Below are 23,587 nucleotides of genomic sequence, written 5' to 3'. Positions count from 1 at the left end.
GAGCCCACATCGCTCGACGACTTGGCTCCTGGCGAATTGGACGAGGTGGAGGCCCGGGCGGCCGCGCTGCTGGAACAGATTGCGGCACAACGGTCAGCCCGGCAGATCCACACCGCCAAGTCGCCCGCCGACGACACAACCGATGCCTTGGTGGTGCCGCCTCCGCCGCCGCCCGCGTCTGCGGCACCGGTCCGCCGGCTCGCCCCGCCGCCGTGGCAGATGCACAGCTCGATCGGATCAAGGGAGTTCGCCGAACGGTTCGACCTCGAGGAGCCTGCGCCTGAACGTCCGGCTCCTGAGCCGCAGGTAGCGCCGGCTCCTCAACCGGAACCGGCGACGGATTTGATCCCGATTCCGCCGCTACCCGCGCCGCCGCGGCCGGTCCCACCGATGCCTGCGCCGCCGTTGCCACCTCCGCCGCCGCCGTTACCGCCACCGGGATTCATGCCGCCGTTGCCGCCACTTCTGCCGCCGCCGGGTGTGGCTCCGCCGCCGCAGTACTCGCCGGTGCCGCCTTCGCTCGACGACGCCGGGATCCTGAACCGCTCACGCACCGCACCTCATTCCGGATGGCGCCGGGCCGTGCACCTGGCCAGCGCCGGTCGTGTCAGCCCGGGAGAATCGCGTAGGGAGCGTGAGCGGGACGACCTGCTGGCCCAGATCCGCCAGCCGATCGCCGGTGACTTCCGGATCGCCGTGCTGTCGATCAAGGGTGGGGTCGGAAAGACCACCACCACCTTGGGATTGGGCTCGGCGCTGTCGATGATGCGCCACGACCGGGTGATCGCGGTCGACGCGAACCCGGATCGCGGGACACTCGCCGAACGGGTGCGGGATGTTTCGAGCGAGTCCACGGTGCGCGACCTGCTGTCGGACCCGAACATCGAGCGCTACGCCGACGTGCGCAGCCACACCCGGATGGCGGGCAGCCGACTGGAAGTGCTGGCCAGCGAGCAGGAGCCCGCGGTTTCGGAAGTATTCGGCGAGTCCGACTACCGCCGCACCGTCAGCATCCTGCGTCGCTACTACAACATCATCCTCACCGACTGCGGTACCGGCATCATGCATTCGGCGATGGCGGGCGTGCTCGATCTGGCGCACGCGATCGTGCTGGTCAGCTCGCCGGCGATCGACGCGGCCCGTAGTGCGTCGGCAACGCTGGACTGGCTGATGCAGCACGGACATTCGGCATTGGTCCGCGAGGCGCACGTGGTGCTCAGCGCGTCCCGGCCCGGTTCGGCGAAGCTGAAACTGGACAAGGTCTACGAACACTTCGAAGCGCGCTGCCGCTCGGTGCACATGATCCCGTTCGATCCGCACCTGGCCGAGGGTGCCGACGTTGACTTCGACCTGCTGGACCCGTCCACCCTCCAGGCGTATCTGGAACTGGCTGCCGCAGTGGCGGAAAAATTTCCCCGGCTGCGCGGTGCACCCCAGTACCGGTGACCGCACCGCGCTCGAGCATCGAGGCAAAGTATCGGCGAATCCGCCAAGGGGCTGTGAGCTATCTGTGCGGAATGCGGACCAGCCCGTTGGCCTTGGTTGTCCCTACGAGTTGGCAAATTGACGCGTGAGCAGCATTGTGACGATGGCAATTTCGCCATGCGTAATTGTTCGCGCACTCAAATATGGTCAGCCGTAATCGAATTCGACTAAGTCTGTGGCGGCGCCATTGCGAATCTGGAACACTGATCCGAATGAGCAACGATGCCCTCCGGCATCAGATGACCGAGGTGCTGGCCCTGGTCCAAGAGCAGATGGCCGATATTGCTGCGGTGCAGCGCGAGCAGGCGCAGCTCACCGCAAGTGCTGAGGAGGCAGACGGCTTGGTCGCGGTGACGGTCGACGCCCGCGGTCATGTCATCGAGACTGTCATCGACGAGTCGTATCTCGAAGAGTACGAACTCGAAGAACTCGGCGGCCACGTGACCGCGGCGGCGCAGTCAGCGGCGCAGCTCGTCGCGCAGCGGTCGGCTGCCCTGATGATGCCGATCGAAGAACGGCGCCGGATGATGCCGTCACTGTCCGACTTCGCCGACAGCGCGCCCGATCTGCGCGAACTGACCAGATCCGTGTTCGGCAACGACGATGCAGTCGTCGGAGCGGGCCGGCCGGAGGATGACGACCGGGACGAATCCGCATTCCCCACTGTGAGGAGCTGAATCGATGGCTGACGAACTCGGTGTCGGACCTTCTGACCTGCGGGCGACCTCGAGGAACCTGAATGATGTCAGCGTCAGGATGAAGAACGTGCTGTCCACCCTGCAAGCCAATCTGATGGCCGAAGGTGCCGCATGGGGTGACGACAAGATGGGTGACGGGTACGCGAAAGGCAGTGCCGGGTATCTGGCGCAAAAGGATTGGGTCGACGGCTCGGTGGTGGTCAAGACCGATCTGCTCGACTACTACTCGGACGGTTTGAAGGGTTCCGCGGACTCCTTCGAACAGAACGACCAGCCGTAGTCGTCTGCCGCATGGAGTGGTGCGCCACATAGGCCTGTTGCCACACCAATTCGCTTATGGACATCCAGATCCCACCCGAACTCCAATGGGTGTCATATCTCGCGGGCGGTGAGTGGCCGCAAGGCAGCGAAACCCGAACTCGCCGAATCGGCGAGCATTATCAGGCCGCGGCCGAAGCATTGCAGGACCTCGTCCCGGATCTGAACAGGGTCCGCGGTGAGACGATGTCGGTACTGACCGGCGACACCGCCGATGCTGCGGATCGACAGTTCGCCATGCTGTTCGACGGCGAGTACACGGTGGACAAACTTGCCCAAGGAATCTCGGGAATGGGTGAGGGCGCCACCAATTTCAGCTCCGAGATCGAATACAGCAAGCTGTCGACCATCGTCGGGCTGGCGCTCGCCGCCGCTGAGATCTCGTACAGCCTCGCCATGGCCGGTCCCACCTACGGGGCGTCGACGGCGGCGATCCCCGTCATCGAGACAACGACCATCGCGTGGATACGTGCGGTCATCATGTGGGCGATTCGGCGTCTCGGCGAGAAGATGGCCGAACTGCTGACCAAGACGATGATGAAGAGGCTCCTGCACGAAGGCTGGACGGAAGCCTTGGAGGAGCTTGCACAGGGCTGGCTTCAAGAGGGGATCGTCCAGGGCGTCCAGGCCGAAAAGGGGCATGCCGATTTCCGGTGGGACCGGTTCAAACAGACTGGGATCTCCTCGCTGGTCGGCGGCGCAGGGGGCGGAATCACCGCCGTGCCGGTTGCGCATGGGCTCGGACCCGCTCGCAACCGGTTCACCGCGGCGACCAAGGGCGCGACCACCATGTTCACCGCCGGGGTGTCGGGCAACGTGGCCGGCACGTTGGCCGTCGGCGGTGAATTCGACACGATCTCGATACTTGCCAGTTCCACCAGCACCAGCATCGGTGGTCTGAAAGGCATCGGCGGAGGTCATCCGGCGCAACAGGGCAACCAGACCAATCCGGCCGGTCTCCCGCGGCCCGATGCTCCGAACGTCGGGCTGCGGGGCGAGGATCCGGATGGCCGGCTGGACACCGGCCGGCAGGACAGCGAGAACGACGGTGAGGATGACACCAACCGAACTTCGCAGAACGATTCCGCCGGGCCATCGGCCGCCCCTGCCAAGTCGAGTCCGGGACGTGCCGGCGCTGGTCAGACGAATAACACCACACCGCAATCGGATTCGAAGCAGGCAATCCGAAATGGGGAACGTCACGGTGCCGTCGACGAGTCGACGGATCAGGACTCCGACGAGTCGCAGGATCAGGCCGACGCCGAAACAGACACCGATGCCGATACCAACACCGATACCAACGTCAAGCACGAATCCGACGATGAGCCGGCCGTCGTGCCCGACGAGGAGCGCTCGTCGAATACGCAGCACGACAACAACGATTCAGCCGACACTCCCGCCGAGGAGCCAGCGCACACTGCCACGCTGAGCCCGGAGCAGGATGTCGCCAATCCTGCGGCGAATGTCGCTACGACGGACGTGCCGCACGCTGCAGTGGCTGCAGAGCCGGTGTCGGTCGATACCGGGCAGACCGTGGGCACTCAGGATGTCGAGGGCGCACACGATACCTCCGAGGTCAGAGACGTCGCAGAGGTGACTGCTGATCCGGCGCAGCAGACTCCCTTAGCGGAAGCACCCGAACAGCAGGGCCCGGCGGTTGCCCCTGCTCAACCGTCGTCGACCAGCACGGTTTCGCCGGCGCCCTCCTCGCAGACGTCGGTCCCCACCACGTCGACAACACCCGAGCAGAGCGCGAAACCGGCTGCCGCAAAACCTGATTCAAAGTCCGATTCAAAGCCTGCCGAACCCAAGCAGGAAGCTCCGGCAGCGCGCCCCGCCGGGCCGGAATCGCAGGCGGCAGGGGTGCCCGCCGCGCGTGTCCAGGAGACCGCCCAAGCCACGCACCAGACCGGCACCCAGGACAGCGACGAGGACGTCACGCCGGCAAGCGTGGCGCCCGAGGTTACCGAAACCGGCGATCCGGACCATGGCGATCAGAACTGTCTCTTCGACGCTCGCGATGATCTGTCGGCGCACTTCCGCCGCGAGTACCAGGTTGACGGGGAGCCGACGTCCACTGGAATGCCTGCGCGGGCGTTGTACCAGGCCACCAGTTCGCGGGCGGACTTCGCCACCTACAGCCAGATCGAGGCCAGGCTGCGGGGCATGGCGCCCGGCTCGGCCGCGGTCATCACCTCCGCGTGGGCCGGCGATGGGCAGCGCCAGGGCGGACATGCCTATGTGGCGGTCTACGACGGCAAGGATGTCTATCTGCTCCGCCGCGGTGAGCGGCAGGGCTGGCCACCGTCCTGGGGTCAGAGCGCGGTATCGACGACAGCAGTGGGTTACCTTGATGCAAACGGTGATCCGGTGGACGAGCTCGGGCTCCGCTCCGATGATCTCGATGCCGCGATTGCAGTGGGCGACGTGCAGGGCACGCCGGACCAGACGCCGGGTGAGCAGTGGCGCGGAGTCGCAACGCAGAGTCAGATCGCCGAAGAGGCACTCGCCAAGCGCGTGCCTCCGGTCGACGCCGGTGACCTGCGAAATCCGTTGGGGTTGATGGAATCAGCCGATGCGCGTGCCCGCGCCAATGCCACCTGGTGGGGGGCGCTGTCCGGTCCTGAACAGCGCGCCCTGATCGACACGTACCCGCAGCACATCGGTAATTCAGAGGGCATTTCGCCGGCCGCCCGCCACGAGGCGAACACCCAACTACTGGAGACGCAACGCCGGCAGTTGGAGTCCTGGCGGGACAGCGGCCATCGGCTCAGCCGCAGCCAGAGCAGGACGCTGGCCCGGCTGGAGCGGATCCAGAGTTCGCTCTCCGACGCGCAAACCCGGGCACGGGAAGCCGGGATCGACGGTCCGATGCTGTTGGCCTTCGACGCGTCGGCCTTCGGCGGCGACGGGCGGGCGATCGTCAGCTTCGGCGCGGATCCGTATCAAGCGGATTCGGTGTCGTGGCACGTGCCCGGGCAGGGCACGACGATTGACCGGATCGGCGCCTGCATGGACGGCGCTCTCAACCACCTGCAGGCCACGCTCCAGGCCAACCCGGGGCAGTCAGCTGCCTCGATCGCGTGGCTCGGCTATGACGCACCCAGTGGTTGGAGTGGGTGGCGGGTGGCGGGGCACGGGTCCGCCCGAGAGGGTGGCGCGGTTCTCTACAGCGACGTCCGGGCGTTCAACGCGGCCCGCGACACCTGGGCCGGCGACGGCAGCCACTTCACCGACAACCACATCTTCGCCCACGGCTACGGTTCGAACGCCGTTAGCTATGCGGGTCGAGATGGTCGCCTGGCCAACGATATTCGCACTGTCAGCCTCACGGACTCGCTGGGAGCCGGACCGGTGCGCCGCGCCGCGGAGTTCGGGATCGGGGCCGACAACGTCTACGTTGTGTCCTCGTCACGGGACGTCCCGACCGCGCTGGCCGGGCGAACGCCGATCGCCGAGCTCAGCCTCGGGGCCGACCCCTGGGCGGAAGCCTTCGGGGCCAACCGGGGAACCCACACACAACTCGAACCGTCTTCCGAGACCGATGTCCCTGCTCTTGAGCCCACGGCGCCGACCGTCCAGAGCACCCGCGCGATCGCGGATGAGGCCCTGGCGCAACGGGATCCACCCGCGAGTGCCGCCGATGTGGTCAATCCGCTTGGTGTGGCCGAGGACGCCAGAACCCGGGCCGAGGCCAACGTGCGCTGGTGGGCGGGTCTGTCCGAGGAACAGCGCGATGCTCTCGTCCAGACGTATCCGACGCGTATCGGCAATTCAGAGGGTATTCCGCCGGCCGCCCGCGACCTGGCGAACCGCACCGCGTTGCAGATGGCCCGGGATCATGTACAGAAGAAGCTTGATCGCGGCGAAAAGCTGACCAAGCCCGAGAAGAATCACCTGCTGCGCATGAATCGCCTGGACGCCGCGCTGCAGCAGATGGGGCGCGAGGCGGCGGAGGCCGGCCTCGATGCGCCGCTCGTCCTGGCATTCGACCCGCCTGCGTTCGGTGGCGATGGCCGGGCGGTTGTCAGCTTCGGCGCGGATCCCTATCAGGCGGATTCGGTGTCGTGGTTGGTGCCAGGATTTGCGACGACGATCGACAAGCTCGAAGGGAACATGCGCAATGCGCTGAACCACCTGCAGTCGACGCTCCAAGAGAATCCGACGTTGGCGGCGACGTCGATCGCCTGGATCGGCTATGACGCTCCCAACGACTCGGCCACCGCTCGCGTTGCCAGGCCGACCCTGGCACGCCAGGGTGCCGAAATTCTGTACAGCGACCTCCAGGCGTTCAACGCGGCGCGCGACACCGTGGCCGGCGACGGCAGCCACTTCCGCGACAACCACATTTTCGCGCACTCATACGGCTCGACCACCGCGAGCTACGCCGGCAGGGACCAGCGGCTGGCCAACGACATCCGCACGGTGACGCTGCTGGGTTCACCGGGTGCCGGCCCGATGCACAATGCCAGTGAGTTCGGTATCGGCAATCACAACGTGTTCGTGGCGTCCTCCTCGCTGGACCCCGTCACCGGGTTGGGCGGGCGCACCCCCGGCGAGAACGGCCGGTTCTTCGGACGCGGTCTCGGTATGGACCCGGCGATGAAAGAATTTGGAGCAGTGCGGGTTACCGCCCAATTCCCAGCATCGATGAACGACGGCGGCAGCGTCGGCACCCATCGAAGCTACTACCGGTACATGGACGGCGACACCGATCCGCGGGTACGTACCGAATCGTTGGCCAACTTCGGCCGCATTGCCGCCGGGCAGCCAGAGAGGCTGCATCTCGAAGGGCACCGCACCGTTGTCGACGGACGCACCGTAGAACCGGCCGAGGGGCGGGCCCTACGACTGGACGGTGACACCGACACCCACCAGCCCGGGGAGCCACGTCGGTGGAATCCGCGGTGGCATCCAGGCGAGGTTGAGCCGTCAGCGACGCAGGTGGCGGCGGATCAGGCGCTGGGGCAGCGGATCCCGCCGGTGGGCATCAACGATCTGGTGACCCCGCTGGGGAACGAGCCGCAGGCGGTGGCCCGGGCCCAGGCCAATGCGGCCTGGTGGTCAGGGTTGTCGCCGGGTCAGCAGCTTGCGCTCACGCAGGCGTACCCCTACCAGATCGGCAACGCCGAAGGCATTCCGGCTGCCGATCGCAATACTGCCAATCATCGTGTACTGCAACGCTATATGGACCGGGCCGCCGGCATTCAGGCGCAGATCGACGCCGGCACCCGCCCCACCGACACACAGCTCGACTTCCTGCTGCGGGTGAATCGCCTGGAGAGCGCTCTGCAGAGGGCACATGTGGCCGCCCAGCAGGCCGGCGTGGGGGACCCGTTGATCCTCGCGTTCGACCCGCCGGCATTCGGCGGCGACGGGCGCGTGCTGGTGAGCTTCGGCGCCGATCCGTACGTCGCGGATTCGGTGTCGTGGTACGTGCCGGGCATGGGCGCGCAGATCAACAAGCTCGACTACCTGATGCACTGCTCGTTGAACATCCTGCAGTCGATTCGCACTGAGAACCCGTCCATCTCGGCGGCCTCGATCGCCTGGTTGGGTTATGACGCACCGAATGACTCGGGGACGGTGCGGGTCGGTAGTTCGACTTTGGCGGAGGCCGGGGGCGACATCCTGCACGCCGACATCAGCGCGTTCAACGCGACGCGCGACGCGTTCGCCGGGGACGGTAGTCATTTCACCGGCAATCACATCTTCGGGCATTCGTACGGGTCGACCACCACCAGTTATGCGGGACGCGGTGGGCGGCTGGGGGAGCATGTCAGCACCATCACGCTGCTCGGTTCGCCCGGTGCGGGGCCGTTGCAGAGTGCCAGTGATTTCGGGATCGACCCGCGCAACGTGTTCGTCGCCTCGTCATCACGGGATTTCGTGACGGGCCTCGGTGGGCGTACATCGGATTCGCATGGACGTTTGGGCCGGGGTCTGGGCACTGATCCCGCGATGGACACCTTCGGCGCGCAGCGGATCCGCGCGGAGTTCCCGGCATCGATGGACCGCAAGGACACGACCGCGACCCACAACGCGTACTTCGACTTCCAGGAGACCGATGGCCCGGGCACCCGGCAGTGGCTGGTCACACCTACGAACGAGGTCCGTTCGGAGTCGCTGGCGAACCTGGGCCGCATCGCTTCCGGGCACACCGAACGACTCGACCTCGAAACCCACCGCACGATGCAGGAGCGGCCGGGGCGCCTGTTCGGAACCCGCAGGGCAACTGTCGAACCCGCGGCGGCCCGGAGCAACAACGGGGGCCGCAACTGGTGGAATCCGCGGTGGCGTGACGCCGACATCGAAGTCGACCCGCAGCACGCGGTCACCGAACCCAACTGGACCGCGAGCAGTGGCCAGACACAGCATGCGGCGACCCGTGCGGTAGCGGATGCCGCATTGGCGCAGCGAGTTCCGCCGGCAGGGGCCGCCGATCTGGTCAATCCGTTGGGCCGGGCCGGCGATGCGACGGCGCGGGCAGAGGCCAATGCACGGTGGTGGTCAGGCCTGACCGATGCGCAGCGGCAAGCGTTGATCGAGACGTATCCGAGCCGGATCGGCAACGCCGAGGGTATTGCGCCATCGGCCCGCGATGCCGCAAATCGCCTCGCCATCAAGCGCTTCCAAGAACACGTGCAGTCGATGATCGACCGTGGTGTACGACCGGGGAAGAACGAACTCGCCAATCTGTTGCGGGTGAATCGGCTGGACGCCGCGTTGCAGGCAGCGGCGGCGAACGCGGCGCAGGCCGGGGTCGGGGGCCCGATGGTGCTCGCGCTGGACCCGTTCGAATTCGGTGGTGACGGCCGGGCAATCGTGAGTTTCGGGGTGGACCCGTATCAGGCGGACTCGGTGTCGTGGCTGGTGCCCGGATTCGCAACCACTGTCGACAAGCTCGAAGGCAACATGCGCAATGCGCTGAACCACGTGCAGTCGACGATGCGCGAGAACCCGACGCTGGCCGCGACTTCTATTGCCTGGATCGGCTACGACGCACCGAATGGCATGGCCAGTGGCCGGGTGATGAGCCCGGGGCTGGCGCGTGCCGGTGCCGAGATCCTGTACAGCGACATCCGGGCATTCAATGTTGCGCGCGATACCGTGGCCGGCGACGGCAGCCGGTTCGACGGCAATCACATCTTCGGCCACTCCTACGGTTCGACCACCGTGAGCTACGCGGGCCGGGGCGCGCGGCTGGCCAACGACATCCGCACCGTGACATTGCTGGGCTCCCCAGGCGCAGGCCCGCTGCACCACGCCAGTCAATTCGGGCTCGAGGACGGCAACGTGTTCGTCGCGTCCTCGTCGAGGGACCCGGTCACCGGGTTCGGTGGGCGCAGGGCGGAGCAGAACGGCCGCTTCGCCGGGCGCGGTCTGGGTATGGATCCGGCGATGGATGAATTCGGAGCGGTTCGGGTTACCTCCGAGTTCCCGGCATCGATGAATACCCGAAGTTCGTTCGGAACGCACAAGAGCTACCACCACCACGTGGCTGAGGGCGACGGTGCACCGGTGCGCTCCGAATCCCTGGCCAACTCCGGGCGGATCGCTGCCGGCCGTACCGAGCGGCTGGACCTCGAACGGCACCGCCGTGTTGTCGACGGGCGCACGGTGGATCCGGCCGCCGGACGGCCACTGCGACTGGACGACGACACCCAGGTGGAACACGAGGGCCCGCGGCGGCCGTGGAATCCGCGGTGGCGCGCGGGTGAGATCGAGCCGTCGGTCGCGCGGGTGGTGGCGGATGAGGCGCTGGGGCAACGGATTCCGCCGCTGGCCGTCGACGACCTGGTGCATCCCCTGGGTAGAGAATCACAGGCGGTGGCTCGCGCCCGCAACAATGCCGCCTGGTGGGCGGGATTGTCGGAGGACCAACAACAAGCCCTGCTCCAGGAGTACCCACACCAGATTGGCAACGCTGAAGGCATCCCTGCCGCCGTTCGCGACATCGCCAACCGGGAGATGCTGCGGCGCTACGCCGAGCGGGCCGCGGCGGTGCAGGCCAGGATCGACGCCGGCGAGAAGATCAGCAATCGCGAGATGGACTTCGTGCGTAGGGTCAACCGTCTCGAAAATGCCATGCAGCGAGCGGAAGTGGCGTCCACGCAGGCCGGGGAAGGCCACCCGCTGTTGCTGGCGCTGGACCCGGGGGCGTTCGGTGGCGACGGTCGCGCGCTGGTGAGCTTCGGGGCCGACCCGTACACGGCGGACTCGGTGTCGTGGTACGTGCCCGGCCTGGGTTCTCAGCTGGACAAGCTCGACTACATCATGCACTGCGCGTTGAACATTCAGCAGTCGGTGCACGCCGAGAACCCCTCATTGTCGTCCGCCTCGATCGCCTGGCTGGGTTATGACGCACCGAACGATTCAGCATCGGCGCGGGTGGCCCGGCCAGGCCTGGCCCGCGCCGGCGGTGAGATGCTCTACACCGACATCAGCACGTTCACCGCGGTACGGGATGCATTCGCCGGGGACGGAAGCCATTTCAACGGCAACCACGTATTCGGACACTCGTACGGCTCGACCACCACCAGCTACGCCGGGGTCGACGGGCGGCTGGCTCCCCACGTCACCACGGTGACGCTGGTCGGTTCACCTGGTACCGGCTCCTTGCAGCATGCCGGCGATTTCGGCCTCGACGAGGGCAGGGTGTTCGTGGTCTCGTCGTCGCGGGACTTCGTCACCGGCCTGGGTGGACGGACACCGGGTTCGATGGGGCGCTTCGGGACCGGCCTCGGTACCGACCCGGCGATGGACACGTTCGGTGCGCGACGCGTCAGCGGCGAGTTCCCGGCGTCGATGGATCGTAAGGACACCCTGACGACCCACAATGCCTACTTCGATTATCTGGAAACCGACGGTCCGGGCACCCGGCAGTGGCTGGTCACCCCATCGCACGCGGTCCGTACCGAGTCGCTGACGAACGTCGGCCGCATAGCCGCCGGGAACTACGACGACGTTCGTGCCGAACCGCACCGTACCGTCGACGGAAACCGTTCGCGCACCATCGAACCCGCGGCGAGCCGGCAAGCCATGCGGCTCGATGACGATCCCGGTGCCTTTCACCCGACCGACACTCACCAACGGAACCGCATCCCACGCTGGGCCCGAGGCAACGACTGTGCCCAGGTCCTGGCACAGGAGGTGTCGGCACGGACTGGCCGAAACATCCCGCTCGACGTGGCGCCCTCACGCCGGGGGACGCCCGCGCGGGCGATGTTCCGAGCGTTCGGGTCCAGCGCGGATTTCGCGACGTACGCGCAGATCGAAGCGACGCTGCTGGGCCGGCCCTCGGGCTCGATGGCGGTGATGGCGTCGCGCTGGAGTGGGGGACAACCCGTCGGCCACGCGTATATGGCGGTCAACATCAACGACCGGGTGTACCTGTTCGACCCGCACACGCGCCAGTATTCGGGCTGGCCCCCGCACTGGGGGCAGGACGCGGTAACCCAGACCGCTGTCGGCTATCTGGACGAGGACGGCAAACCCCTCCAGAAGGGGCGGTGGTACAACCAGTTCGCGGCAGCCGCCATCGGTAGGGTCCAGGGTCTTCCGGAGGGGCTCGCCCACGGAAATGTCGACGGCAGGACGGCTGCCGAGCGTGACACCGCGAATCGGGATGTACTGCAGCACTATCGAGACCGCGCCGACCACATTCGGACAAAGCTCGATCAGTTCGGCCCGACCACCCGCGAAGAACGTGCCTTCCTGGAGCGCATCGACCGCCTCGACCTCGCGGTGCGGAAGGCCGATGCGGACGCGGCGCGGGCCGGCCTCGACGCCCCGCTGGTGCTCGCGTTGGACACCTCGGCCTTCGACGGCGGTGGGCACGCCGTCATCAGCTTCGGCGCCGACCCGTTCCACGCCGCGAATGTGACCTGGCAGACCGCCCGTGGATCGATCGAGCAGTTGGGCACCGTCACGGCCCGTGCGCTCGATGGCCTGCAAGAAACCCAGGATTCGGCGGCCATTGCCTGGATCGGCGCGGACACCGGGGCACTGCACCAGGAATTGGCTGCATTCCACGCGACCCGGCAGTCCTTGGGGGAACCGGGACCGTTCACCGGGAATCATGTTGTCACCCAGGCCGACTCACGGAATTCCACGGAGCGTCCCGCGGCCCAGGTGGTGGCCCACCGCGGGGCATCCCACGACTTCCCGGAGCAGACCCGGGCCGCGTACACCGAAGCGCTGCGGCAGGGAGCGGACGCCCTCGAATGCGATGTCCGGCTCACCAAAGACGGTGAGCTGGTGCTCATCCACGACAAGACCGTGGACCGCACGTCCAACGGCGCCGGCCGGGTCGGCGACATGACGCTGGCCGAGCTGCAGGCGCTCGACTTCGACGGTCATGGCATTTTGACCCTTGACGAGTTCATCCAGCTCGCCCAGGACGCCGAGCGGCCGGTGACGTTGTTCATCGAGACCAAACATCCTGCGCAGCAGGGCTTGAAGATCGAGCGCGAGGTGGTCGCCGCGCTGCAACGGCACGGGCTGACGAATCCGGGGCCGGATCAGTTGGTCAAGGCGGCGGTGATCTCGTTCTACCCCGATGCGTTGCTGCGGGTCCGCATGGCCGCGCCCAACGTCCCCACGGTTCTGCTGGGCCCGTCGGCCCGGTATCTGGCCGGCATAGTGGGAGCCACCGCGATCGGCCCGTCCATCGAAACGCTGCGCAACAATCCCGAACTCGTCGGGGCGGCCGCCGAGCGAGGACTGGCCACCTACTGCTGGACGGTCAACAACGAAGCCGACGTGCAGTTCGCGCGGGATCTCGGCGTCGACTGGGTCGCCACCGACCACCCGGGCCGGACCGGGAACATGCTCGGAGACGCACCCACGCGATCGCCTGGTGAGCATGAAAGTTCGGAGACGGCTGCGGAATCCGTGGACCGCCAGACAGTTCAGCAGAGGGCCGAAGACGCCCTGTCGCGGCGGATACCGCCGGTGCGGCCCGACGAACTGCGCAACCCGATGGGGCCGGCTGAGGAAGCCTCGGCGCGCGCGGCCAACAACGCTCGCTGGTGGTCCGGCCTGACCGACGAGCAGCGCAGCGCCCTCATCGAGACATACCCGCAGCACATCGGCAACGCCGAAGGTATCGATGCGACAGACCGAAACCGCGCGAACCGCAAGGTGCTGCAGCAACTACGCGACGAAGCCGACGCCGTTCGGTCGAAGGCAGACCGCGGAGAACGGCCGACGCGCGCCGAGCGGAAACTTCTGCGCCGGGTGGACAAGCTCGACCTCGCGATACGCAAGGCGGATGGCGACGCGGCGCGGGCCGGGGTGGACGGGCCTCTCCTGTTGGCCTTCGACCCATCGGAGTTCGGCGGCGACGGGCGCGCCATGCTCAGCTACGGCGCCGACCCGTACACCGCAGAATCGGTGTCCTGGCATGTGCCCGGAATCGCCAGCTCGGTGGACTCACTGCTGGGCTTCAACACCACCTCCGCGCTACATCATCTGCAGGCAGTGCAGCAGGAGAATCCCGGATTGTCGGCGGCCTCGATCGCCTGGATCGGGTACGACGCCCCGAGTGGCTGGAGCATCATGCGTGCCGCAGGGCACGGCATGGCCCGCACCGGCGGTGACATCCTCTACAGCGACATCAGGGCATTCAATGCGGCCCGCGACGCCCTCGCCGGCGATGGCACTCGCTTCACGGGCAACCACGTCTTCGGCTATTCCTACGGATCGACCACCACCGGATACGCCGGCCGGGACGGGAGATTTGCCGGCCATGTCCGCACCGTGTCACTGGTCGGCTCCCCCGGCGCAGGTCCCGTGCGCACTGCCGGCGAGTTCGCCATCGGTGCCGAGAACGTCTTCGTCGCGTCATCGTCGCGAGATGTGGTCACCGCGTTGGGCGGTCGCACCTCCGGATCCAACGGCCGGATCCTCGGAATCGGGCTCGGCACCGACCCGGCGATGGATTCCTTTGGTGCTGTGCGGGTTACCGCCGAAGCGCCGGCCGTCATGAACCGTATGGCAACCGGTGGCACCCATCACACCTATTTCCTGGACACGGAGGCGACGACAAATCTCGGGCGCATTGCTGCCGGGCGTACCGATGCCGTCACTACCGAGCAGCACCGCACCGAGCTGGGCCGGAGTCGGCGTGCGCCGTTGCTGCGCACAGTCGAACCCGCCGGAGATCGGGTGGGGGGCCGACGATTCTGGAATGCGCTGTGGTGCCGACCGCCGAACTGCGTCGTCACCCTCAGCGAAGAGTTGTCCTCGTTGTTCGGCCGGAAGTTCGGCCTGGATGTCAGGCCGTCGCGCCGCGGTGTGCCGGCGCGGGCATTGTTCCAGTCGGTCCGCTCCGATGCGGATTTTGCGACATACGACGAGATCGAGGCGACGCTGCTGGGCGACCCATCGCTGAAGGTTGCCGTGGTGACGTCGCAATGGAGCGGCGGCCGGCAGAGCGGTCACGCCTACATGGCGGTCAAGATCGGCCGCAACGTGCAGCTCTACGATCCGCACACCCGGAAGTACTCACCCTGGCCTCCGCACTGGGGGCAGAATGCGGTAACCCAGACCGCTGTCGGCTACCTACGCACCAACGGCAATCCGGTCGGGCCGATGACCGTGGATGTGCCGCTGCGGCTCGACGCCGCCGACGCGGTCGGCAATGTGCAAGGCCCGCAGACTGATCCGGAGTTCTCCCGGCGACAGGCCGAGTACCGCGCGCAGGATCCGGCTACGCGACTGGTGGACACCCGGTACGCCGAGCCGCTGGGGGACGTGGTCGACAACGCCTCGGATCATGCCCGGGTCCGCCAGCTTGCCCAGGACCTCTCCGGGAGGTATGGGCCGTACCGCATTCAGCTGACTGCCGAGAACCTGACCGACGAGGTTCTGCTGACCGGCGCGATCTTCAACGGTGACACCAAGATCGGGACCATCCAGCGATCGTTCAGCAGGGACAGTGAAGGCAACCTCGTCGCCTATCACACGGGCGTGGTCATCAAAGACAAGAATCTGCGCGGTCAGGGATTCTCCAAGGCCCTGACCTCCGAGCTGGAACGCTTCTACGTGCACTCGGGCGTGGATCGCATCGAGCTGACGACGCACGACAAGGGTGCCTACGCCTGGGCCCGGCGCGGTTACGCCTGGGATCCCGGTACCCGTCAGCTGCAGGAATCGCTCGATCGGGTGAAGCAGTCGGCCCGCGAGCTACGTGAGACTGTCAGCGACGAAGCCAAGGCACTGCTGGATCAGGTTGTGCAACAGCTAGATCCGAGCAATCCCCGACTTCCGGAACCCATCGATCTGGCGAATCTGGCCACCACCGCCGAACCCAAACTGGGTCGCGACCTGCTGGACGGCACCGGGGCGGTGCCCGGCCGCAACGGGGTGCACTACGTCAAGTACCTGGATCCGGCGCCGGTCGCCCCAACCCGCACCGGTCTGAAGGGGTGGATCCAGAACGTGTTCGGGCGCGACTCCGCCCGGAGCCGGGCCGACGACAACTGCGCCTACGGTGTGGCCGGCGAGCTGTCGAGGATCCACCCCGGGCGGCGTTTCATTCTGTCCGTTGCACCCTCGAGCACCGGGGTCCCGGGCTGGGCCCTGTTCCAGGCGGCGGAGTCCCGGTCCCAGTTCGCCACCTACGACGAGATCCAGGCCGAACTGCTGGGCCCGACGGCCCGGACTTCGGCAATCGTGGTGTCGCGCTGGGCAGCCGATTCCGGCCGTCAGGGCGGGCACGCCTACCTCGCGGTCACCGACGGACAGCGGGTGCAGCTCTACGACCCGCGCACCAGGCGGTACTCGCCGTGGCCACCGTACTGGGGCGAGGCCGCGGTGGACCGCACCGCCGTCGGCTACCTCGACGAGAACGGAGAGCCGGTAGACCGGCTCAGCTATGACGTGCCCCTACAGATCTCGCTGGACGCCGCCGATGCCGTCGGCGATGTGCGGGGCGCTCCGTCCGGCAGCGATTTCCCGGCAAGACAACAGGATTACCGCGAACAGGATCCGACCACCCGCCGTGTCGACACCCGCTACGCACAACCGTTGGGGGAGGTCGTCGACAACTTCGACGCCGATGAGGTCCGTCAGCTCGCCGATGACCTCTCGGGCGTCTACGGCCCGTATCGCGTCGAGATGTTCCGAGCCGTCGCCGAGGAGCGTAGCGGCGGGGTCATCGTGGGCGGCCTTATCATCAGCGGCGACGAGGAAATCGGGTTCGTTCAGCAGACCTACGTCCGCGACCGCGACGGCAGCCTGGTCGCTCATCAGAACGCGGTGGACATCCCCGATCGCGCATTCCGTGGTCAGGGATTCTCCAAAGCTTTGAGCCGGGCGCTTGAGCAGTACTACACGATGTCCGGCGTCGACCGGATCGAGCTGCGGACCGAACAGGACGGTGGCTATGCCTGGGCCCGCCAAGGTTTCAGCTGGAACCCCGACCCGCAGAAGTTGCAGGCCTCGGTCGACAACGTCAGAAACTCTGCCCTCCGGCTTCGTGATCAGGTCAGTCCAGAAGCGCGAGCGGTCCTCGATGAGCTTGTGCAACGCCTTGATCCGAGCCGGGCAGATCTCCCTGAGCCGGTCGACATTGCGGCGCTGGTCACGGTCGAGGAACCTCACCTCGGCCGCGATGTGCTGACCGGTACGCACTGGAGCGGGGTCAAATACCTAGGGGCCGCTGATGCGATCGGCGATGTGCAAGGTAGCCAGGACCGCGACCAGGATCCGGGAGACACAGATCAGGCACGGGCGGACTATCGCGCCCAGGACCCGCGCACCCGCCGGGTGGACACGCGCTACGCCCAGCCGCTGGACGAGGTGATCGACAATCTGGACCGCGACGAAATCCGCCGGCTGGCCGACGACTTATCCGGTAGGTACGGTCCGTACCGCGTCGAGTTCGAGGGATCAATCCTGCGCGGCTACGACAAGATTGTTCTCGAAGGCGTTATCCTGCACGGCAATACCGCGATCGGTTCTGTCGAGCGCACGTTCTACCGTGACGATGAGGGCAAGCTGGTCGTCTACAACATCCTCGTGACGATTGACGAGGACTACCGCGGCAAGGGTTTCTCGAAGGCTTTCACATCGGAACTGGAGCGGTACTACACCCGGTCCGGTGTCGACCGCATCGAGCTGTTGTCAATGTGGCACGGCAGTAACGCGTGGGCTCGTCGCGGATTCACGTGGGATCCGGACTTGTACCGGCTTCAGGAGTCGCTTCAGAGCGTCAAAGCCAATGCGAGCAGAATACGAAACCAGGTCAGCCCCGAGGCGCAGGCGATCCTTGATGAGGTCGTGGCCCGGTTGGAACCCGGGCACTCCCGGCTACCCGAGCCCGCCGATCTGGCTGCTCTCACGACGTCCGCGGAACCCAAGCTGGGGCGCCAACTGCTGTACAACACCTCCATCCGCTTTGTCGGGTATATCGAAGGTGCTGGACCGGGATTGGATTTCTCTGCGAGACAAGAGATCTACCGTGCGCACGACCCGACTGTGCGTCGAGTGGATGCGGGCTACGCCGACTCGATGGGCGATCTGGTCGACAGCCTCGATGCGGTGCGTATCACCCAACTGGCTCGCGACCTCTCCGGAACCTACGGGCCCTACCGCGTGGAGTTCAGAGGGGAAGCCGAAGAGGACGTCTTCCTGTCCGGCGTGATCCTCAACGGAGATAACGTCATAGGCAAGATCGCCTACAGTTTCTTCCGGGACGGTGACGGACTGCTCGTCGCACATCACGAGGAGGTGCGGATCTTCGACAACCAGTTCCGTGGTCAGGGATTCTCCAAGGCTTTCTCCGCGGAACTGGAGAGCTACTACCGACGCAGTGGTGTCGACCGGATCGTGTTGGTGGCAGAGGAAGACGGCGGCAATGCCTGGGCCCGAAGGGGTTTCACCTGGGACCGAGAGCCGGAAAGACTGGCCCGGTCGCTCGGATCGGTGAAGGACGCCGCTCAGGTACTGCGGGAGCAGGTGAGCCCCGAGGCCCGGGCCCTCCTGGACGAGATCATCGCTCGGCTGGAGCCTGATCATCCTCGGCTGCCCGAACCGATCGACCTGGCCTCGCTGGCCAGTGCGCAGGAGCCCGCGCTCGGCCGTCAGTTGATGACCGACACCGGTTGGTTCGCCGTGAAGTATGTCGGCGACGTCTCGGCTGATCCCGTACGTGTGTTGGGCCTACTTGACCATCAGCCGGGAACGCTCTCGGAAGGCCAGGCAATCGCGGCGTTCAGCCATGGTGAACTCCGGATGCGCGAGTTCAACGAACAACTCGCCGAGGCCGGAGTCAGTGCCGAGACACGGGCCCGGCAGCTCTCGGAACTACGGAACTCGTTGCGCACCTGGGCTTACCAGTTGATGAGCAATCAGGTTGCCGCGGAGTTCCTGTCGCGCATCACGATCAACCCGACATTCGAGGACCTGGTCACCCGCAATGCCGAGCGCGGCCTCACCGGAGACGCGATCTTTGAAGCGATCATCGACAGCTCCACCCACAGCCGCCTCGAACCGGGCAGCCTGTCCGACATCGAAACCGGCGCGGTGTACTCGCAGTTCGAGCTCGGACTGCGGGCCCTCAACGAGCAGATGGTCAGCGACGGCCTCAGCGCCGAGGATCGGGCCAGAACTCTGTCGGGCCTGCGCAGTTCGCTGCGCGCCTGGACGCGGGAACTGATGGAGAACCGCTCGGCGGCGGACTGGATGGCGGCCAACGAGAGCAATCCGTCGTTCGAGGATCTCGTCGCCCGCTACGAACGCAAGGGACTGTCGGGCGATGCCGTCTACGAGGCGATCATCGACGGCGCCACCCACAGCCACTATGCCGCCGGGACCTTGACCGATGAGCAGACCCGGACCGTTTACACCACCTATGAGATGCGGATGCGTGAGCTCCGGGACCAGCTCCTGCGCGACGGCGTCGGCGCCGAGGAGCGAGCCAGGACGATGTATGGGATGAGAGCGACCATCCGCACCTGGACGCGTTCGCTGATGGCAGACCGGGAGATGGCCGAATGGCTGAACGCCAACGAGCCGAACCCGACCTTCGACCAGCTGGTAGAACGAAATCGCGCCAAGGGCCGCGTCGGCGATGAGATATACGAGGCCATCGTCGACAGCTCAACCCGTAGCCGTGGCAGTGTGAACGCAGGTCTCGGTATCGATCCGGACAATCCGCCCGATCTGCCGCCCATGAGGGGACCCGACGACGACGGCAGTCCACCGGATCAGGATCAGGAAGAGGACACGACATGACCGAGCATCAGCGGTTCACGCCGCTGCGCTACGACCAGTCCGGGCTGCGCGGTAAGCGCGCGCACGTGCTCGTCGACGAGCCCACCGACGAGATCGACTGGCCCGCCGATCTCCCGGCCGGGATAAAAAGCGTGGTCATCGTGGATGACACACCGAACCCGCACCACACGCTGAGGGTGCACCCGACCGACGACCCGGACCGGGTGGCGTTGGTGGTTTTCGACCAGTTGGCGCTGTACGAAGGCGACGAGGAGTAGGCATGGACCCGCGACGGATTGAGCTCAACCGCAGGCACAGCCGGGAGATGGGTGCGCTGTTCAACCAGTTCCTGGACATTCATCCAGACGTCGAATCCGAGGTACACGGCGCCCAGATGACGCCGGAGCAGGATGCGGCGTGGACGTCATTCAGCGCGGAGCTGCTGGCCCGCCACCAAGCCGAGCGCTCGGCACTGGCCGACGAAATCGAAGCCGAACAGCAGAGTCTGGGAAGGTAGACGCAATGGAAGCGGCACAGGCAATCTCGTTGGTCACAGACTGGATCAGGTCCCGGGGGCTCGACTACCCGACCGAAGGTCTGGCAGCCGATCGCTTCGACAAGGGCTGGAGCGTGTACGCACCGGTCGAGATCGACGACAGCGATCCGATGGCGTTCCTGGACATCCCGGTCGGGCGGTCGATCTTCCTGGTGGGCGACTCCGGGCGCATCGAAGAGGTGTCGTCGTCGATCCCTCCTCAACAGGCACGTGACCAGTTCGCCGCACAGGAACCTGCGCGCCCGGCCAACGGTGCCGCCGCGCCGAACAACTCCGCCTCTGACGAGGCGGCCTTCATGGCCGAGTTCGAGCGCCAGTTCAGGTTGGCCGCAGCCGACGACCCGTCCGCGATCGCCGACTTCACGATCGTCGGCGAGCCGCCGGCACCGGTGGGCGGCGCACCCAGCAGCGCGGACGCTGCGACGGCCGAGGAGGCGTCCCGCCTCATCGACTCGATCGTGCAGCAGCTGGCCCAGCTCGGCCCGGAAGGCTGGGACGAATTCTCCGCGGTGTTCGCCTTCACCGTCACCTCCCAGATCGCCCAGTTGCAGTTCTGGGCCCATGACCGTACCGGCCTGGTTCCGGTGCCGCAGTCGATCGCCGACCTGGTTCGCCAACAACGTGAGGTCTCGGCCCGCATGAGTGCCGGACCGTGGTGGCGGCTGCTGTTGAACGTCACCAATCGTGGCGAGACGACGGTCGACTACGACTACGGCGACGAGCCGTTCCCGGACGACCAGATCGTGGCCGCCGAGCACTACCGCAACGACCTTGATACCTATCCGCGCGCGCAGGTACCGGTGTGGCTTGCCGGGTATACCGCCGGGCCCGACGCGCAGGGGCGCGATGCCGCCCAGGCAGCGGCCGCGGCGGACGCCGACAGAGCGGCGGGTCGCACGGGCGTCGTCACCGACCAGATCCCCCCGCTTCCCGACCTGCTGGCACGCTGGGCGGTGCTGTCGGCCGCCTATACCGGTGTCGGATCGGGCTGGGGTCCACGGATCTACCCCGGTTACGCCTGGTTCGAGAGCGATGCCCGCAGCGGCGCGACGCTGTTTCTCCTGCCCGGTGACCGCGCGGTGCTCTCCGGCGGAAAATGGAATTCCGAGTTGCTGGAGGCTGCCTACAACGGCGGTGGCCCGCTACCCGATCTCTACGGCGGAGCCCCGGCGTGGGTCAATGACTCCGTGTTGAACACCCGAAATCGCAACGGGCTGTTGAGTTTCTGCTTCTGGTGGGCGAACGGTCAGTGGTATCGAGGTACTGCCGACACCTCAGGTGAACTGGATCTATCGGTGCCGGCCATCTGGACACCGGAGGCCACCGTCGCCGGCATGGTGACTCAGACCGGATCCGCGACAACGCAAGCGTGCCAGGCTCTGTTGGAGGTCGCCACCGAGCGCACCGCCACGGTCGACGACGTAACGGCAGTGTTCGACGAGCGCCCCGACGCACAGGTGTATGCCGCTGCCAATCAGCTGAGTTTGGCCGGCCTGCTGACTTAGAACTGGCGGGTAGCTGAACTCTCGGCGAACAAGGCCGTCTGGCATGGCGGTCTGCGGTAACGCGCAATAACGTGAATTGCGATGCTGCATAGAATGTTTCGCCGATGGGGGATCGGGTGACCCTGCAAATTCCCGGCCCGCTGCAGTGGGTGTCCTACCTCGTCGGCTCGCAATGGCCCAAGGGCGACGAGGATGCCATGTACCGCATCGGCGGGGAATGGGGCGATCGCGCCGAACAATTGACGGAGCTGATACCCGAACTGAACCGGATGCGGGCCAGTACCAGTGCTGTGCTGCAGGGCGTGACGGCAGGCGCCGCGGACGGTGAGTTCGCGTTGCTGTTCGACGGTGACGCCACGGTCGACAAACTCGCCGAGGCGATGGCGGCCCTCGGCACGCTTGCCGAAAGCACCGGCAAGAACATCGAATACACCAAGTTGCAGATCTTGACGTCCCTGGCGATCGCGGCGTTCGAGATCTCCTGGGCACTGGCTCAGACCTCGGTGACCTTCGGCGCATCGGCGGCCGAGATCCCCATCATCGAGACGACGACATCCGCCGCGATCCAGCGGATGGTCTCGGTGCTGCTCAAGGATGTCATGACCGACCTGGGCAAGGCGATGACGAAAACGACGGTGCACCGGATCATCAAGAAGTCCGGCGTCGAGGCGGCTGAGGCTCTCGGGCAGGAACTGTTCATCCAGAACGTCCAACAGTCCAAGGGGCATCAGAACGAGTTCGACTGGAACCGGCTGGGAAGCGTCGCACTGGCCAACTCTGTCGGCGGTGCCACCCAGGGCACCGTCAGCATATACGGTCAGCGCGCACTGGGTAATTCGGCGGTCAAAGGTGCGGCCGTCGGATACGTCGCAGGCATGTCCAAGAAGGTGACCGGAGCATTGGCCACCGGCAGTGAGATCGACCCGGTTTCCGTCCTCGGATCGGTGCCTACTTCAGTCACAGGCGGGGTACGGGGTCGAGCCGCGGCACACAGCGCCAAAGCGTCGACGCCCGATGGGGGCGGTGCCTCGGCTGCCAGTGGGGGAGACGGGGACTAGACATGGACAACGACGCGGCGCGCCATGAACTCAGCGATGCGCTGGCCCTCGTACAGGAACAGTTTGCCGATCTCGCCGTACTCGAGCAGGAGCGGGCAGCGCTATCCTCGGCAGCCACCTGCGCTGACGGCACCGTCACGGTGACCGTGGACTGCGACGGCGTTGTCATCCACACGTCTGTCTGCGAAACATATTTGGATGAACACGATCTGGTCGATCTCGGACGGCACATCACCGGCGCAGCCCAGGACGCCGCCCGCGACATCGAGCGGAAAATGGCGGATCTATTCGCCCCGCTGGCCGAGCGACGGGAGCGGTTTCCCTCGCTGTCCGACATCGTCGAGGGCGCACCCGACATCAGAGAGCTGCTGTCGATCGCGGTGCCGGTTCCTTGTGGTGACGGCGAAGAAGAACCAGACGACTACCCCACCGTGAGGAGCGTGCGATGACCGTACCGCTGGGCGTCACGCCGGCCGACCTACGCGGCACCGCGCGATACCTTGCCTCTGTCAGCAACGACATGAAAGCCGTGCAATCGGCGCTGATGCAGATGCTCAGCGGTGAAGGCGAAGCGTGGGGGCACGACAAGATCGGCAAGCAGTTCGCCGACGGCGGCAAAGGCTATAAGGCGCAGTTGGACTGGGTCGATGGGTCGATCACAGCGAAGACCGATCTGCTCGACTACTACGCCGCGGGCCTGCACATCACCGCGGATGCGCTGGAACAGCAAGACAAACCCTGACG

The 23,587-nt window shown here is 66.3% G+C and carries 9 protein-coding genes and 1 pseudogene; all 10 read left to right on the top strand.

Annotated features, from left to right (window positions below; genetic code table 11):
* Nucleotides 1–12: 12 nt before the first annotated feature.
* A pseudogene (locus EYZ64_RS29335) lies at nt 13–1,446 on the top strand (MinD/ParA family ATP-binding protein); the annotation flags it as partial.
* Between the two features lie 251 nt (nt 1,447–1,697).
* Complete coding sequence (locus EYZ64_RS29330) at nt 1,698–2,162, top strand: YbaB/EbfC family nucleoid-associated protein (protein WP_135459215.1); 465 nt, start codon at nt 1,698–1,700, stop codon at nt 2,160–2,162.
* A 4-nt stretch (nt 2,163–2,166) separates the two neighbouring features.
* Nucleotides 2,167–2,463, top strand: a complete 297-nt coding sequence (locus tag EYZ64_RS29325; protein ID WP_135459213.1) for a hypothetical protein — start codon at nt 2,167–2,169, stop codon at nt 2,461–2,463.
* 56 nt (nt 2,464–2,519) lie between these two features.
* Nucleotides 2,520–19,745: an alpha/beta hydrolase gene (locus EYZ64_RS32705; protein ID WP_135459211.1), complete on the top strand. Its 17,226-nt coding sequence runs from the start codon at nt 2,520–2,522 to the stop codon at nt 19,743–19,745.
* The gene (locus tag EYZ64_RS29315; protein ID WP_135459209.1) at nt 19,742–20,002 is read left to right on the top strand and encodes a DUF7161 family protein; all 261 of its coding nucleotides are present in this window, start codon (nt 19,742–19,744) and stop codon (nt 20,000–20,002) included. Before EYZ64_RS32705 ends, EYZ64_RS29315 begins: the two co-directional genes overlap by 4 nt.
* 2 nt (nt 20,003–20,004) lie before the next feature.
* On the top strand, nt 20,005–20,241 hold the full coding sequence (locus EYZ64_RS29310; RefSeq protein WP_135459207.1) for a hypothetical protein: 237 nt from the start codon (nt 20,005–20,007) through the stop codon (nt 20,239–20,241).
* 5 nt (nt 20,242–20,246) lie between these two features.
* Entirely contained in the window at nt 20,247–21,785 is a 1,539-nt protein-coding gene (locus EYZ64_RS32535) for a hypothetical protein (protein ID WP_286175183.1), read from the top strand.
* Between the two features lie 104 nt (nt 21,786–21,889).
* A complete protein-coding gene (locus EYZ64_RS29300) occupies nt 21,890–22,843 on the top strand; it encodes a WXG100-like domain-containing protein (RefSeq protein ID WP_135459205.1) in 954 nt (317 codons plus the stop codon).
* A 2-nt stretch (nt 22,844–22,845) separates the two neighbouring features.
* Nucleotides 22,846–23,292: a YbaB/EbfC family nucleoid-associated protein gene (locus EYZ64_RS29295; RefSeq protein WP_135459203.1), complete on the top strand. Its 447-nt coding sequence runs from the start codon at nt 22,846–22,848 to the stop codon at nt 23,290–23,292.
* On the top strand, nt 23,289–23,585 hold the full coding sequence (locus tag EYZ64_RS29290) for a hypothetical protein (RefSeq protein ID WP_135459201.1): 297 nt from the start codon (nt 23,289–23,291) through the stop codon (nt 23,583–23,585). Before EYZ64_RS29295 ends, EYZ64_RS29290 begins: the two co-directional genes overlap by 4 nt.
* Nucleotides 23,586–23,587 lie beyond the last annotated feature (2 nt).

The organism is Mycobacterium sp. DL99, assembly GCF_004762045.1.
Taxonomy (GTDB): Bacteria; Actinomycetota; Actinomycetes; order Mycobacteriales; family Mycobacteriaceae; genus Mycobacterium.
This window is presented reverse-complemented; position numbering and strand designations above follow the sequence as displayed.

What these genes read in the sequence shown, in the direction of transcription:
- EYZ64_RS29310 (WP_135459207.1), top strand. Translation starts at nt 20,005, where the DNA reads ATGGACCCGCGACGGATTGAGCTCAACCGCAGGCACAGCCGGGAGATG.
- EYZ64_RS32535 (WP_286175183.1), top strand. Translation starts at nt 20,247, where the DNA reads ATGGAAGCGGCACAGGCAATCTCGTTGGTCACAGACTGGATCAGGTCC.
- EYZ64_RS29290 (WP_135459201.1), top strand. Translation starts at nt 23,289, where the DNA reads ATGACCGTACCGCTGGGCGTCACGCCGGCCGACCTACGCGGCACCGCG.
- EYZ64_RS29330 (WP_135459215.1), top strand. Translation starts at nt 1,698, where the DNA reads ATGAGCAACGATGCCCTCCGGCATCAGATGACCGAGGTGCTGGCCCTG.
- EYZ64_RS29315 (WP_135459209.1), top strand. Translation starts at nt 19,742, where the DNA reads ATGACCGAGCATCAGCGGTTCACGCCGCTGCGCTACGACCAGTCCGGG.
- EYZ64_RS29300 (WP_135459205.1), top strand. Translation starts at nt 21,890, where the DNA reads ATGGGGGATCGGGTGACCCTGCAAATTCCCGGCCCGCTGCAGTGGGTG.
- EYZ64_RS29325 (WP_135459213.1), top strand. Translation starts at nt 2,167, where the DNA reads ATGGCTGACGAACTCGGTGTCGGACCTTCTGACCTGCGGGCGACCTCG.
- EYZ64_RS29295 (WP_135459203.1), top strand. Translation starts at nt 22,846, where the DNA reads ATGGACAACGACGCGGCGCGCCATGAACTCAGCGATGCGCTGGCCCTC.
- EYZ64_RS32705 (WP_135459211.1), top strand. Translation starts at nt 2,520, where the DNA reads ATGGACATCCAGATCCCACCCGAACTCCAATGGGTGTCATATCTCGCG.